This window comes from Acinetobacter johnsonii (assembly GCF_048551975.1).
In the GTDB taxonomy this organism is placed as follows: domain Bacteria; phylum Pseudomonadota; class Gammaproteobacteria; order Pseudomonadales; family Moraxellaceae; genus Acinetobacter; species Acinetobacter johnsonii_A.
Genome location: NZ_JBIMCF010000003.1, coordinates 164,433 through 179,460, shown reverse-complemented (window position 1 = coordinate 179,460; position 15,028 = coordinate 164,433). Strand labels below are relative to the sequence as shown.

13 protein-coding genes are annotated in these 15,028 nt (G+C 44.1%); 1 reads left to right on the top strand and 12 read right to left on the bottom strand.

What is annotated here, in order from left to right; translation table 11 throughout:
* Nucleotides 1-8: 8 nt before the first annotated feature.
* From ACG9ZB_RS04430 to ACG9ZB_RS04415, 4 genes are read right to left on the bottom strand one after another with little or no spacing between them, the layout of a single operon-like run.
* The gene (locus ACG9ZB_RS04430) at nucleotides 9-536 is read right to left on the bottom strand and encodes a pilus assembly protein PilP (RefSeq protein WP_333640607.1); all 528 of its coding nucleotides are present in this window, start codon (nucleotides 534-536) and stop codon (nucleotides 9-11) included.
* Nucleotides 536-1,258: a type 4a pilus biogenesis protein PilO gene (locus ACG9ZB_RS04425; RefSeq protein WP_419324385.1), complete on the bottom strand. Its 723-nt coding sequence runs from the start codon at nucleotides 1,256-1,258 to the stop codon at nucleotides 536-538. Before ACG9ZB_RS04425 ends, ACG9ZB_RS04430 begins: the two co-directional genes overlap by 1 nt.
* Nucleotides 1,255-1,911, bottom strand: coding sequence for a PilN domain-containing protein (locus ACG9ZB_RS04420; protein ID WP_419324383.1), 657 nt, complete (start codon nucleotides 1,909-1,911; stop codon nucleotides 1,255-1,257). The genes ACG9ZB_RS04425 and ACG9ZB_RS04420 overlap by 4 nt, the downstream gene beginning before the upstream one ends.
* Nucleotides 1,911-2,969, bottom strand: coding sequence for a pilus assembly protein PilM (locus ACG9ZB_RS04415; RefSeq protein WP_004978085.1), 1,059 nt, complete (start codon nucleotides 2,967-2,969; stop codon nucleotides 1,911-1,913). The genes ACG9ZB_RS04420 and ACG9ZB_RS04415 overlap by 1 nt, the downstream gene beginning before the upstream one ends.
* A gap of 165 nt (nucleotides 2,970-3,134) precedes the next feature.
* On the opposite strand from ACG9ZB_RS04415, the gene ponA reads away from it, so the two are divergent.
* Nucleotides 3,135-5,663, top strand: coding sequence for a penicillin-binding protein PBP1a (gene ponA / locus ACG9ZB_RS04410; RefSeq protein ID WP_419324381.1), 2,529 nt, complete (start codon nucleotides 3,135-3,137; stop codon nucleotides 5,661-5,663).
* A gap of 31 nt (nucleotides 5,664-5,694) precedes the next feature.
* On the opposite strand, the gene ACG9ZB_RS04405 is transcribed toward ponA, so the two are convergent.
* The 8 genes from ACG9ZB_RS04405 to ACG9ZB_RS04370 form a co-directional block, all read right to left on the bottom strand.
* Complete coding sequence (locus tag ACG9ZB_RS04405; RefSeq protein WP_419324379.1) at nucleotides 5,695-6,501, bottom strand: putative RNA methyltransferase; 807 nt, start codon at nucleotides 6,499-6,501, stop codon at nucleotides 5,695-5,697.
* Between the two features lie 69 nt (nucleotides 6,502-6,570).
* Nucleotides 6,571-7,689, bottom strand: coding sequence for a phospho-N-acetylmuramoyl-pentapeptide-transferase (gene mraY, locus ACG9ZB_RS04400; protein WP_004691502.1), 1,119 nt, complete (start codon nucleotides 7,687-7,689; stop codon nucleotides 6,571-6,573).
* Entirely contained in the window at nucleotides 7,690-9,099 is a 1,410-nt protein-coding gene (locus ACG9ZB_RS04395; protein WP_419324377.1) for a UDP-N-acetylmuramoyl-tripeptide--D-alanyl-D-alanine ligase, read from the bottom strand.
* Between the two features lie 9 nt (nucleotides 9,100-9,108).
* Nucleotides 9,109-10,605, bottom strand: coding sequence for a UDP-N-acetylmuramoyl-L-alanyl-D-glutamate--2,6-diaminopimelate ligase (locus ACG9ZB_RS04390; protein WP_419324375.1), 1,497 nt, complete (start codon nucleotides 10,603-10,605; stop codon nucleotides 9,109-9,111).
* A 7-nt stretch (nucleotides 10,606-10,612) separates the two neighbouring features.
* On the bottom strand, nucleotides 10,613-12,436 hold the full coding sequence (gene ftsI, locus ACG9ZB_RS04385; protein ID WP_419324373.1) for a penicillin-binding protein PBP3: 1,824 nt from the start codon (nucleotides 12,434-12,436) through the stop codon (nucleotides 10,613-10,615).
* A 12-nt stretch (nucleotides 12,437-12,448) separates the two neighbouring features.
* Nucleotides 12,449-12,781 (bottom strand): cell division protein FtsL, encoded by a 333-nt coding sequence (ftsL, locus tag ACG9ZB_RS04380; protein ID WP_058870427.1) that lies wholly within the window; start codon nucleotides 12,779-12,781, stop codon nucleotides 12,449-12,451.
* Nucleotides 12,781-13,704: a 16S rRNA (cytosine(1402)-N(4))-methyltransferase RsmH gene (rsmH, locus tag ACG9ZB_RS04375; protein WP_419324371.1), complete on the bottom strand. Its 924-nt coding sequence runs from the start codon at nucleotides 13,702-13,704 to the stop codon at nucleotides 12,781-12,783. Before rsmH ends, ftsL begins: the two co-directional genes overlap by 1 nt.
* Before the next feature lie 187 nt (nucleotides 13,705-13,891).
* A complete protein-coding gene (locus ACG9ZB_RS04370) occupies nucleotides 13,892-14,911 on the bottom strand; it encodes a sulfate ABC transporter substrate-binding protein (protein ID WP_419324369.1) in 1,020 nt (339 codons plus the stop codon).
* Nucleotides 14,912-15,028: the final 117 nt, after the last annotated feature.

The window sequence follows — 15,028 nt, the reverse complement described above, 5'->3', positions numbered from 1 at the left end:
TTCCTTTTTTAAGGCGCCGGCCCAATTAATACTAGGCTTCTCGGGCGCTCGACATAGCCCTCACGCCCATCCGGAATAATTTCAATCAAATCAATTTGTGTGGCGGTGATATTAGTCACACGACCATGATTCATCCCCAAATAACTACCACGCTGCACGCGTTCAATTTCACCATCGGGTGTTTGAATCAACGCCAAAATTTGTCCATTTTGACCTCGCATGCTGCCTTTCATGTTCAGCGATTCAATCGCATAACTTTCCAAAGGTTGTAATTGGCGAGATAGGTTTGGATAGACACGTTTCCCAGCCATAATCTTCAGTTCAGCCGCTAACGAGCTTGGCATGAACGGGCTCTTTAACTGATGCGCAGCATAATTAAAGGTCGGTACAGGTGGAAAATCTGGCGCAGGTTCAATCGGCAATGGCGGCTGATTGCGAATTTCAGCCATTTGCATATTGACCGCATCAATACGTGAATCACAACCGACAAGGAATAGTCCTACGCAGAGACTAAGCATGAGATTTTGATATTTCATTACTGAGCTCCTCCTGCATCTGCCTTAGCTGTATTTTCCTCACCTGCAGCAGCTGTCGCCCCGACATAACGGTAGGTTTTAGCCTTTACACTGTATGAAATTTGCGGAATATCAGTCTTTTTCTCATTGTTACTTGACGCTGAGATATCGAAGTCATGCAAGGTCACAATACGCGGCAAAGCTGCAATTCCACTGACAAATGAACCAAAAGAATGATAATCACCCGTCGCTTCAATGGAAATTGGCTGTTCGATAAAGAACTCTTGGCGAATTTCTGGCTCTAAACGAATATTTTTAAACTTTAATCCAGAATTTACGCCGCTCACGTTGATATCTTCAACCAAACCAGGAATTTCAGTTTCTTTCGGCAACTGTTCTAACTGCTGATTGAAATTGGCTTCCATTTCTTGCAATTGCGCTTGATATTGCTGCAAGTTACGTAATTTTGAATCTTTTTCACGAAACTCATTCAGTAAATTTTGTTCTTGCGCACGTGCATTTGAAATCGCATCGAGCTTCGGCTTAATCACGACAAAATAACCCAATGCCCCAATCACTAGAATGATAAAGATCCAACAAGTCAATTTGACTGAAAAGGGCCAACTACCGTAATTATTGGGATCCAAAGTATTGAACTGTTGAAAAAACTTATCAACCGTCATTTTCTTCTTGGTTACAGCATGGTTTTCTGATGTTAATTCTTCAAATTCATCGCGACTCATTGTGCTGCCCCCGCTGTTGAATTATTAACTGTACTTGCGGCTTCAGGTGCGTTCGCATCAGGTGCTACTGGCTGTGCAATCTCATCTAAATCTGCGGTGACCACAAAGGTGCCATAGGCTTCTTCTACACGTGGCACGATGGAACTTGGTGCTTTATCTTTTTTCTCTTCAGCAACCAAGAATGAATTCATAAAGGCATTGCGATACCACGCCGATGCTTCTAGGTTACGTAAGAACTCCGCAACTGTATTCGGGCTTTCCGCTTTCCCTTCAATGGTAAATTTATCACCTGTACGCACAAACTTAGTAATATACATATTACTTGGGGTGACACGCACCATTTCATCAACCAAACGCACAGCCACAGGACGTTGACCTTGCAAGCCTTGGATCAACTTCATCCGTTCAACAATCGCATTGCGCTGCTCTTGCAGCCCTTCCAATGACTTTAATTGGACATCTAAGTTTTGATTGGTACTCACCACCAACTGATTGGCTTGTTCTTGATCTTCCAGTTTTTGACTGTAAAAGAACCAAGCCAAAGCAACAGCTAAAACCCCAACTAATGTAGCCCCAACACAATAGGCAATAAATTCTTTTTTTCGTTTCTCTCTTAACGCATCACGCCAAGGGAGTAGGTTTATTTTTGCCATTAATCAAAACTCCTCAATGCCAATCCACATGCCACCATGAGTGATGAAGCATCATTTTCAATTTTTTTAATGTCGATTTGTGGAGAAAAGCCCATCTGTAAAAATGGGTTGGCAATAGTGACCCGATAACCTAATTTTTGTTGTAATAACTTCGCCAGTCCTGGAATATTGGCATTCCCCCCTGCCAATAAAATATGGTCGATCTCATTAAATTGAGAGGACGAAAAGAAGAACTGCAAAGAACGTGCTGCTTGTTGCACCACAGCTTCAAGAAAAGGTTCAAGTACTTCAATATCATAGTCGTCAGGCAAGGTACGGCTTTTTTTGGCACGTCCAGCTTCTTCAAAAGACAAACCATAACGGTTCTGAATTTCTTGAGTCAGCTGTTTACCACCGAACACCTGCTCACGCGTATAAATGACTTTATTATTCTGCATAACGGACAAGGTGGTCATGGTGTGACCAATGTCCAAAATCCCAACAGTATTTACGCCCATTGGAAGCGTATCTGAAAAGACTTTGAATGCATTTTCAATGGCGAAACTTTCAACATCGGCAATCTTAGGCGTTAAACCGCCCAACTCCAATGCTTCGGCACGTGCCTCTACATTTTCAATGCGGGTTGCAACGAGGAGTACATTGACACGATTAGGATTGGCTAAACGGTCTGGAAGGACTTCAAAGTCCAAACTCGCTTCATCTAATGGGAATGGAATGTATTGCTCAGCATCATCACGAATCTGAATTTCACGTTCGTCATCGTTCATATCAGCATCCATTTCAATGATTTTAGTAATCACCATGGACGTCGGAACTGCCAGTGCTACGTCTGTCGATTGAACATTGGCCAAATTTACCGCACGCTCAAGGGCATCACCAACTGCTTCTGGATTCAATATATTTTTTTCAACCACACTTCCTTCTGGTAATGGGACTAGTGCATAGCTCTCTACCCAATACCGATTGTTTTTAACAGAAAGTTCCAATACCTTAACAGAAGTCGAACTAATATCTACTCCTATTAACCCCTTACTTGGCTTACGATATAACCTGAGCACAGTATCATTCCTATTATTTTTTTATCCCCAAAAAAAGTAACCCACTAATTAGTCCGCGTCTATAATTTTATACGGATACAATAACTCATCTAACATTCCGTATGTGTAAAGGATATACTGACCGCTAATTAGTTTGCCATTAGCTCTTATTAAAACTTACTTGTTATGAAAAAGCTATCTTGTTCGGGCCGTGTTCATCCATTTTTTTTGATCATTATTATAATGTTGGTCTCAATTCCAATGGGTTTTTATGGCATGTATCTCTATATTGCCCCATCTTTGCCGCAAATGACAACTCTAAAAAAGGCGCCATTACTAAAACCTTTACAAGTTTATAGTGCGGATAACCAACTCATTTCGGAATACGGTGGCAAGCTATCTGTACCCGTAGATTACGATCAGATCCCTCGAAGTTTTATTCATGCCTTTTTAGCGGCGGAAGATTCTTCTTTTTTTGAGCATAGTGGTATCAGTTTTAAAGGTTTAGGACGTGCAGTCAGTGAAAGTATTACTGGGTCAAACGTTCAAACGGGTGGCTCGACCATCACCATGCAAGTGGCAAAAAACTACTATCTCAGTCCCGAACGTACATTAAAACGTAAGTTGACTGAGGTTTTTCTGGCACGAAAAATTGAACAAAATTTGACGAAAGAGGAAATCTTAACCCTCTATGTCAACAAGATTTTCTTGGGTAAAAATGCCTACGGTATCGCAGCGGCAGCTAAAATTTACTACAACAAAAGCTTAGATCAACTCAGCATTGCACAAATGGCGATGATTGCAGGTCTGCCTAAAGCACCGTCTAAATACAATCCAGTGGTCAACCCAGAACGTGCTTTAGAACGTCGTAACTGGATTTTGGGTCGTATGCTCCAGCTAGGCTACATTAACCAAAGCCAATATGAAAAAGGGATTGCTGAACCAATTAACCTCGATATGCCTGACCGCGGGGTAAGCAATCGATTTCCCTACATCGGCGAAATGGTCCGTAGCGAACTGATTGAAAAGTTTGGCGAACATGCAATTGACTCTGGTTATAAGGTCTACACCACCATCAACAGTGAACGCCAAGCCTATGCCGAACAAGCGGTACAAGATGGCTTAGAAGCCTACGACCGTCGGCACGGTTGGCGTGGTGCAGAAGCCCATGACAAACCCTTAAGTAGCTTTAGTGCATTTGCCAACACCTTCCCTGCCGAAGTCACTCGTGTCAATCAAAATAGTTTTGATGCCCTAATGCAAGATGGCTCAACAGTAACCGTGCCATGGTCTGGCATGTCTTGGTCACGTCCTTATCGCAATGCGAATGCGGTAGGCGGTGCACCATCAAGAGCATCTCAAATTGTTAAAGTGAAAGACATTGTACGTCTGCGCCCCAATGACAACAAAACCTCATGGGCTTTGGTACAACTGCCTAAAGTTCAGGGCCAGCTGATTGCACTGAACCCAAACAATGGCGCTGTAGAAGCACTGGTGGGTGGTTATAACTTTTATCAATCTAAATTTAATAGAACCACACAAGGCTGGCGCCAACCAGGTTCGATTATTAAACCCTTTGTCTATGCACTCGCTTTAGAGCGCGGTATGACACCGTATAGCATGGTCAATGACAGCCCAATCACCATTGGGAAATGGTCACCACGCAATGCGGATGGTCGCTATTTAGGCATGATTCCATTGCGTCGTGCACTCTATTTATCGCGGAATACCGTGTCAGTTAGACTCCTGCAAACCGTGGGCATTGAACGTACACGTCAATTGTTCATGGACTTCGGCTTAACCGATGAACAGATTCCGCGTAATTACACGATTGCACTCGGAACACCTCAGGTTTTACCGATTCAAATGGCCACGGGATACTCAGCCTTTGCCAATGGCGGTTATCGTATTCAACCGCACTTCATTAATCGTATTGAAGATGCCTATGGCAAGGTCATTTATCAGAACAACCCTGAATATGCATGTATCAGTTGTATCTCTCAACAAGAATCAAATCCTCAGTCTGCTGACACCATCACGCCTGATGATGAAGTAATTGAAGTCACCAACCAAGAGCTGAACCCTGCTGAAAAATCGGCAAATCCTGTTGAGATCAACAGTGACTATCGTCAAGCGCAACGTATTTTAAAATCCAGTTCTGCTTATGATATGGCGAATATTTTAAAAGACGTGATTCAACATGGTACAGGCCGTGCTGCGCTGCGTATTGGACGAGATGACTTGGGCGGTAAAACAGGAACCACCAATGATGCAAAAGATGCTTGGTTTGCAGGCTTTAATGGCAAATTGGTCACTGTAGCGTGGGTTGGTTTCGACCAACCCACAACTTTAGGACGCCGCGAATACGGCGGTGTGGCTGCGCTTCCAATTTGGACGGACTTCATGGCCAAAGCCTTACAAGGCACGCCTTCGGCGTGGGTTCAACTCGATGCAAAAGCCAAAGCGCCAATTCAACGCCATCAGAAAGAAACACCTCAGAGCAACTTAGGGCTAACCCCACCTTTGGCGCAGCCGTTGTATCGCCCTGCACCGTTGGTGGTTCCACGTGCTCCTGAGCGTGACTTTGATGATTTGCCTGGTGAAGAGGAAACGTTGATTCCAAAGAACAGCACCCCACCCACCATGCAAGCACCCAAAGAACAACCAAAACCTAAATCGGATGCGCTCGATCATTTGATTGATCAAGTCCAATAATAAAAGCCCGCATCTGCGGGCTTTTTTATACTTATGCTTTTTTCTGAAACAGTAAAATTTGATACTGGGCGTGTAGTTCAAAAGCTGCTTGCGACTCTAAAGCTTCACGGCGCTCTTGTTTTGCTTTATAGGCATAAGGGGTCATGGCAATCAGGTTTTTTAAGTCCTGCTGATTAAGCTTAAGATCAGCATCGACCACATCATCACTCACCAAGTCAAACACATCGCTCAACTGCTCTACAAATTTGCTTGGTTCATGCGGCTTGACCTCTTCGAACAGAGCTTCACGCATGGCATACAAATGCTGAGGCGCAGGCGTCACCACCAATAAATATCCTTGCGGTTTGAGTACCCGTAAAATCTCTTGTTTTGGAATCGGGCTAAACAAACTACTACATAAATCAATCGATTGATCCAGCACGGGTAAAGTTGCTCCTGTACCCACCACCCACGTGATATTTTTATTGATTTTCGCAGCCACTTGAACTGCATTTTTTGCAATATCTACACCGACACATTGCAACACTTCAGCCTGCATCGCATCTGTGTAATAGCCTTCTCCACAGCCGATATCGAGTAAATTTTCAATACGTAAGTCACGTACCTTATTTATCACTGCTTGCTGTAAAGGCCCGTAATGACCTGCACTTAAGAAGGCACGGCGGGCTTGTACCGACTCAGGCGTATCCCCCGGATTTTTGCTGTGCTTGTGTTGAACGACATGCAGATTGACATAGCCTTGTTTCGCCATATCATAACTATGTGAATTCGCACAGCGCCATGTTCTTTCGTTTAAAGTTAAAGCCTCACGACACACAGGACACATGAGCAGATTCATTATTTTCTCCAAGACAGTACCTCAGGCATAAAAAAAGCCGGCAAATACCGACTCTTTTCATACTTTTGCTTAACGCAATTTTAAGGTCATTAGACCTAAAACTACCAGCATAATTGTGATAATCCAAAAACGAATCACCACTTGGGTTTCACGCCAGCCTTTTTTCTCATAATGGTGGTGTAATGGTGCCATCAGGAATACCCTTTTATTGCGCATTCTGAGGGAACCAATTTGTAAGAAGACTGAAATCGCTTCGACCAAAAACACACCAGCCATAATGGCAAAGACAATTTCCTGACGAACCATGACCGCAATTGTACCGAGCATTGCACCCAATGATAATGCACCCACATCGCCCATAAAAACCTGTGCAGGGTGTGCATTAAACCAAAGGAAGGCTAGACCCGCGCCAATCATGGCTGCACAAATCACCACCAATTCAGAAGCAAAGCGCACATAAGGAATATGTAAATAATTGGCAAAACGGACATCACCAGCCAAATATGCAAATACACCTAAACCCGCTGCAACCAGCACTACAGGCATAATCGCTAAACCGTCCAAACCATCAGTGAGGTTCACGGCATTTGATGCACCATTAATGACCAAATAGGTGAAAATGATAAAACCAATACCCAGCGGAATCACCGACAAAGGAATACTTAAATCTTTAAAAAATGGAATCAGCAGATCCAGCATATTTGCGGTATGCACAGGATTGCTCTGTTGTTGCGCAATTACATATAGCGCAATACCTGCGCCCAATGATGCAAGCGAGGTCCAAAAGAACTTTTTACGGGCAGGTAAGCCTGCATTGTCTTTATAGCGAATCTTGATCCAGTCATCGGCCCAACCCACTGCACCAAAAATCACCATCACTGCCAAGACAATCCATACATAAGGGTTGGATAAGTCTGCCCACAACAGTGTGGAGATACCAATTGAGAGTAAGATCAGCACCCCACCCATGGTTGGTGTACCCATTTTTTTGGCATGATTTTCAGGAGCATATGAACTCACGGCTTGACCATATTTGAGTGCTTGCAACTTGCGAATCATCACAGGACCGAGCACTAGACCAATGGTCAGTGCGGTTAAAACACTGAGCAAAGAACGCAATGTTAAATAACGAACCACCTGAAACGAACTATGGTAGCCCGCCAGTTGTTCAAATAACCATAACAACATTTAGAGTTTCTCCATCAAATCAGCCATCAACGTTTCCATATGGGTATAACGAGAACCTTTAAACAGGAAACTCATAGACTGGGGTTGATGTGTTTCAATTAAACTGAGTAAGAACGGCAAAGCCTGCTCTTGAGTTAAAAAAGCCTGCATCTTTTTGCCATATTGCGTGCTGCGTGCGCCTTCTTGTGCCGCAGGTGCAAATTCACCAACAACCACCACGAAGTTCAGCCCTTTCACCGAGACCAAATCACGCCCCAGCATATAGTGCTGCTGTGCAGCAGAGCTACCTAGCTCACCGATATCACCCATCACCATCACTCGAACCCCCTCTTGCTGTGCAAGCACTTCAGCAGCGGCACGCATAGAGGTTGGGTTGGCATTATAGGTATCATCAATCAACAAATGACGACCTTGTTGAATAAAGTTCAAACGCCCTTTTGCACCGACCGCTTGCTCAAGGCCAAGCAGGATATCATCCAAGCTAATACCAATCGCTAAAGCAAAAGCTGCCGCAGCGGTTGCATTTTGAACATTATGCTCCCCAGCAAATGGTAAATTCACCTGACTCACGCCTTGCGGGGTATTCAACTTAAACGTTGCCGATTGTGCCTGTAACTCAATCTCAGTGGCAAAGATTTCACCACCCGCACCAAAGCTGAGCATCTGTTCAGTTTGCACTGCTTGACGAATACTATCGGCAAAATCATCAGCCGCAGGAACAATAGATGTGCCATTTGGGGCAATATGCGCATAAATCTCAGACTTGGCACGGCAGATGCCATCGCGTCCACCAAACTCACCCAAGTGTGCTGTACCAATATTGATAATGCCTGCCACCAAGGGCTGAACCAAATTCGAAGTATAGTCAATTTCACCTTGATGGCTTGCACCCAATTCCATCACTGCATATTGATGCTCAGGACGTAATTCCAATAACATGACTGGCACACCCAAGTCATTATTCAGGTTGCCACGGGTCACCAACGTTGGTGCTATACGTGACAAAATACTGCCGAGCATTTCTTTGGTGGTGGTTTTACCACTACTACCCGTCAGCGCAATCACTTTTAACTGTGGATTTTGTGCACGACGATAAGCCCCCAGTTGTCCCAATGCCAAACGCGTATCGGGCACCACCAACTGACAAATTTCCGCATCAATAGGCTGACTCACAATGGCCACTTGGCAGCCTTGTTCAGCAACTTGCATAATAAAAGCATGCGCATCAAAACGTTCGCCTTTGAGTGCCAAGAAAGCATCTCCTGCTTCTGCATCACGTGAATCCGTCAAAATACGTTTGATATCGCTGTTCGGCGCTTGATCATTTAGCCAATAACCTTGGGTGGCTTCGAGTAACTGTGCGGCGGTCCATGACACTAAAGGCACTGTGCTGGTTGTTGAGGTATGCATATGACTTCCTTAGTGTGCAGGATAAGCAGAATCAGTAGTGTGGTGCTGTGCATCAATCGCGGATTGCACTTCGACGACATCGTCAAACCAATGCCGAACACCCTCTATTTCTTGATAGTTTTCATGACCTTTGCCTGCAATCACGACAATATCACCCGCTTGGGCCTGTTGAACGGCAAATTTAATCGCTTCACGACGATCATGGATTTCATGAACCACACGGTTTGAGAAATCAATCCCCGCTTTCATATCAGCAAAAATTTGCTCAGGATTTTCGGTCCGTGGGTTATCTGAAGTCAACAACACCACATCTGCTCCGTTTAATGCTGCTTGGGTCATGAGTGGGCGTTTGCCACGGTCGCGGTCTCCGCCACAGCCAAATACTGCCCAGAGTTGCTGCTCTACATGGCGCTTCAACGTGCTTAAGACTTGCACCAAAGCATCAGGCGTATGCGCATAATCGACCACAAATAAACGCGCATCATCACGAATCACTTGCATACGACCTGGTGCACCTTTGAGCTGTGCTGTCGTAGCAACAAGATCGGCTAAATCAAAACCCGCTTGTTCAACCATAATTAAACTTGCGACCAAATTTTCAATATTAAAATGACCCAATAATGGGTTCTGTACCTGATATTCGGCCTGTTCCGTACACAGACTAAAGTTCGCACCCGTCAGGCTATATTGAATATTCTTCACCTGATAGTCTGCAGGTTGCGTGGTTGAATAGGTTAAAATTTTCGGTTGGGCTGGATTATTTTGTGCCGCTTGAATCATAACCCCAGCATGCGCATCATCCAGATTGATGACTGCAACTTTCAATGATGGAAATTGAAACAAATGAGATTTAGCTTCGGCATAGGCCTCAAGCGTGCCATGGTAGTCCAAATGGTCACGACTTAAGTTGCTATATGCAGCAATTTCAATCTCACTGCCCGCTAAACGGCCTTGTTCCAAACCATGTGAAGAGGCTTCAATCGATGCAAATTCAGCCCCTTGCTTGGCATAGCTATGTAGTGCATTTTGTAAATGCAGCGCATCCAAGGTGGTATGCGACGATGCTTCTAAATTCGGTAAAATGCCATTGCCTGTCGTGCCCATTACCGCACAAGACTGACCTTGCAACATCAACAGCTCAGCAACCAAACGAGAAATGGTGGTTTTACCATTGGTTCCTGTCACCGCTAAAATACGAGCAGGCTGTACTTGGCTAGTGGCCAACAAAAATTGCTTTTGCCAGCCCCCCATCAAGTGGCGTACATTCGGCACCACAATGCTGTTTTCAAGTCCAAGCTCTGTTTCACTCACCACCGCTAAAGCCCCTTTATCCAAGGCTATTTGCGCAAACTGCAAGGTTTTTTCAGGTTGTGAAAGGGAGGTCAGCGCAATAAAAATTTGCCCTGCCTGTACTTTACGACTATCAAGAACAAAACCTTGAAACGGCTGTGCCATCCATCCAGTGTTTTGGTTAGCGGTGTAGAGTTGTTGAAATGTAATGGACATTCATCACCTATTTCTTGATTACAGGAGCATCTAAAGGTTTATCTAAAGGCACGTTCATTAAACGTAAGGATTCTTGCATAACACGGGCAAATACAGGCGCAGACACCGTACCACCATAGTAGGTCCCTTGCGGGTTTTCGACCACAACCACCATCGCTAAACGCGGGTCGCTGACTGGTGCTACACCAGCAAAAAGTGCACGATATTCATTGGTTGAGTAGCCTTTACGGTCAGCACGTAACTTATGTGCGGTTCCTGTTTTACCACCCACACGGTAACCCGGAATGGTTGCACGAGTCGCGGTACCACCCGGTAAAGTTGCCGTTTCCATCATCAACAAAACTTGATCCGCAATTTTTGGATCAACCATTTGTTCACCACGGGGCGGCGCATCTAACTTATACAAACTCAAAGGCATTTTCACACCTTTGTTAGCCAACATGGCATAAGCATCCACCAGTTGCAGCACAGTCGCATTTAAGCCGTAGCCATATGCCATGGTCGCCACTTCTGATACATTCCATTTACTTGGTGGAAGAATTAAACCACCACTTTCACCCGGAAATTTAACCGCAGAACGCTGACCAAAACCAAGACGTTTATAAAAAGTCGGTAAAGTTGCATAAGGGAGAGACAAGGCAATTTTAGCCACACCCACGTTAGAGGATTTTTGAATAATCCCACCCAAAGTCAGTGGACCGTAGTTATGCGTATCTCGAATAGTGTGGTTACCGACTCGCATTGAACCCGGAGTGGTATTGACCACAGTATTCGGCATGTATTTGCCGCTTTCCAAAGCCATTGAAATAGTCAAAGGCTTCATGGTTGAACCCGGCTCGAAAGAGTCAACCGCACCACGGTTACGCATGGCGTCTTTATTGGACAAACTATTTTTATCGTTCGGGTTATACGACGGCCAAGACGCCATTGCTAAAATTTCACCTGTTTTCACATCGACCGCAATTGCTGTTGCAGAACGTGCATTATTGGCTACACCCGCAGCGGTCAGTTCACGGTACATAATGTATTGAAGGCGCGAGTCAATACTGAGCGTAATATTTTCGCCTGGCTCAACTTCTTTAATTACCTCTGCATCTTTAAAACGATTGCCCTTTTTATCTCGAACAATTTGCTGCTCACCATCAACACCCGACAGGCGTTGATTCAGCTGCATTTCTAAACCTTCAATGCCCGAACCTTCACTGTTGGTCAAACCAATAATTTGCGCATTCGGTTGTGGTTGTGGATAGTAACGCTTGTAGTTCTTTTCGGTATACACCCCTTGGAACTCACGTTTCGCAATCAGTTCAGCTTGCTGAGGTGGCACTTCTTTTTTTAAGACCAAGTAGCGCGAACGCGGACGTTCATTCAGTTTCCGCTTCAGTTCCGCACGATCCATGCCGACGGCATCAGCCAACTCATCCAGATTTAAGTTTTTGTCTGGTAATTGACGCTTCAATTTACGATTGTGTGGATCTTTGGCTAATTCAGCGGTAATTTCATCAAACAGCTTTTTATTATCAAAATAATCACGTGGATCAATCACCACTTTCATGATCGGCGTACTGATCGCCAAAGGCACACCATGACGGTCATAAATCACACCGCGCATGGCTTTAATTTTTTCAGTTCTTAAAATATTGGCATTGGCTTTGTTTTGCAAAAACTCAGTATTGATGACCTGTACGTAAAAAGCACGTCCAACCAAAGCAATAAAGCAAGCTAAAACCACCGCCCACATGAGATAAAAGCGCCACATTTCAACCTGTAGAGCCAATTTTTCAGTCACCGCTTGCTGTTTTTTACGAGTGGGTTTACGCTTTTCTACCATGTTACAGCGGCCTTATTTTTTGTCTTCTGAAGTCGTGGGTAAAGAAATCACTACGGTTTGCGCCGCAGGTGGTGAATACATGCGCAGTTGCGTCACTGCGCGCGTTCCAATTTGTGCAGTTGCGCCGAAAGTTTGCTGTTCAATCAGCAAACGGCCCCACTCTGCATTTAAATCATCACGCTCGCGCATAAAAGAGCTCATTTCACGATAGTCATGACGGTATTCAAACACTTGAAACACCACCATCATGGCACTGATAAACACCAGCACCAATAAAATGGCATAGGCAATCAGCTTCTTAAACTTTAACTTTGTTGGAATTTTTTCAACGACTTCAGTTTTCATTATTCGCCTTTAAGTGCTAAGCGCTCTGCAACTCTAAGCCATGCACTACGTGAACGTGGATTAGCTTTAACCTCGGCATCACTTGCTTTCACACGTGATACTTTCTTTAAACGACGTGTATCTGGTCGTTGTTGTGGCATACCCCAACCCATGTCTTCCTCAAGTGTCGACTCTTTTTGAATAAATTGTTTAATTAATCGATCTTCTAGCGAATGGAAGCTAATCACAGCCAAGCGACCATTCGGTTTTAATACGTCTACCGCTTGCGGTAGGAAAACTTCAATATCTTCTAATTCTTTATTAATGGCAATACGAATTGCTTGGAAAGTTCGTGTTGCGGCATGTTTATTTTTTTCCCATTTCGGGTGCGCCACTTTCACAATTTCAGCCAACTGCGCGGTGGTTTCAATCAACCCAGCCGCTTTAATGGCTTTCGCAATACGACGGCTATAACGCTCTTCACCATATTGGAAAATAATATTGGCTAACGCCTCTTCCTCAATATTGACCAACCACTGCGCTGCGGTTGGACCTTTTGAATTGTCCATACGCATATCCAGTGGTCCATCTTTCATAAAACTAAAGCCACGCTCTGCCTGATCAAGCTGCGGTGAAGACACGCCCAAATCGGCCATAACACCATCGACCAAGCCAATGCCGCGTACTTCTAACTCATGCTTAAGGTCAGCAAAGCTGGCATGGATAATTTTAAACCGTGGATCTTCTTGTTCTAAAATCGCGGCTGTTTCCAGTGCTTGCGGGTCTTTATCAAAACCATAGACACTTGCATTTTCATCCAGCTTAGACAACAGCAAACGTGTATGTCCGCCACGACCAAACGTCCCGTCAATAAAAATCCCTGTATTGCGATCTGCTACCAAAGCATCAACAGTTTCGTGAAGTAATACAGAAATATGCGACATAAAGACTCAATATGATCGGAAGGAAAAATGTAACTGCACATTATTACCTTGTTTTAACAAAGCTCCAAACGACTTTTTGTAGGGAAATATTACTTTTCATAGACAAAACCGTTTTTAAACGGCATTCATTATCAAAAAAGCCTCCCAAGGGAGGCTTTTTAAGTAGTAGCTAAAATAATGAACTGGACTATTTACGGCTATTATAGATTTGGTCGAAGGTCGCCCCATTCACAAAGTGGGTCTTTTGAGCATTGGCCCAACCACCAAACACCTCATCAATAGTGAAGGTTTTTAACGGTGGAAATTGCGCTTTATATTTTTCTAAAACCGCAGGATTACGCGGACGATAGAAGTGTTTCGCCGCCATTTCCTGACCCAGTGGTGAATATAAATAGTTGATATAACCCTGTGCTAACCACTTGTTGCCATTTTTCGCCACGGTCTTATCCACGATTGCCACCGAAGGCTCGGTTAAAATCGAGATCGATGGATAAACAATATCGAATTGATTTTTACCTAAAGTTTTTTGTGTCACTAAGGCTTCATTTTCCCAAGTCAATAACACATCACCAATCCGACGTTCTGCAAAGGTAGTCATAGACGCCCGTGCCGCAGAGTCCATGACTTTCACGTTATGGTACATTTTACCAACGAACTCTTTGGCTTTGGCCTCATTGCCACCAGGTTGTTTCAGTGCGTAACCCCAAGCAGATAGATACACCCAACGCGGTAGACCACCTGTTTTAGGATTAGGCGTAATAATTTGTACACCCGGTTTGGTTAAATCAGACCAGTCCTTAATTTTTTTCGGGTTGCCTTTGCGTACAATGAACACAATGGTCGATGTATAAGGTGCAGAGTTATTTGGGAACTCTTTTTGCCAACCCGGCTGAATTTGACCCGATTTGACAATTTCTTCAATGTCATTGGCTAAGGCCAAGGTCACCACATCCCCTTTTAGACCATCCACGACCGAACGGGCTTGTTTACCTGAACCACCGTGTGACTGTTTAAAGTCGACCGTTTGTCCTGTACGACTTTGCCAATAGGCACCAAAGGATTTATTGAACTCATCGTAAAATTCACGTGTTGCATCATAGGAGACATTGAGCATAGTACGGTCAGCCGCTTGAGCTGATGTCATACTGAATGTCAGACCTGTTGCCACTACGACAGCAGCCCAGAGAGATTTCAAATGCGTTTTCATGGCGTATTAAATTAAATATCAAGAATTATGCTAAATATATGAAACAAAATCATAAATCGCAATTCACTTTTGTTTTTTAAATACTCGTTATTTTAGAATCACTAAGACTTAATGAAT